We start from the raw sequence: 247 nt of genomic DNA, 5'->3' as shown, positions 1-247 counted from the left end.
GCCCCGTGGACGACGCTGCTCATCAACGTCACCGGCTGCCTGCTGATGGGGGTGCTGATGGTGCTGGTCACCGAGCGGTTCCGGGCCCACCCGCTCGTCCGCCCGGCTCTGGGCGTCGGGGTGCTCGGCGGGTACACGACGTTCTCCACCTACGCCGTCGACGTCGCCGCGCCGGCGTTCGGCTCGCCGGGGTCGCTGGCGCTGATGGTCGGCACCCCGGTGCTCGCCGTCGCCGCGACGGCGCTCG

General features: G+C 74.5%; 1 protein-coding gene. It reads left to right on the top strand.

Going from position 1 to position 247, the window contains the following annotated elements; genetic code table 11:
* Window positions 1–247 (top strand): fluoride efflux transporter FluC (locus tag GTW08_RS14850; protein WP_161152086.1); only part of this gene is annotated, 247 nt, incomplete at both ends.

The sequence above is a fragment of the Pseudonocardia sp. SID8383 genome, assembly GCF_009864975.1.
Lineage (GTDB): Bacteria > Actinomycetota > Actinomycetes > Mycobacteriales > Pseudonocardiaceae > Pseudonocardia > Pseudonocardia alni.
Note: the sequence above shows the minus strand (reverse complement) of the source record. Positions and strands in the feature narration are given on the sequence as shown.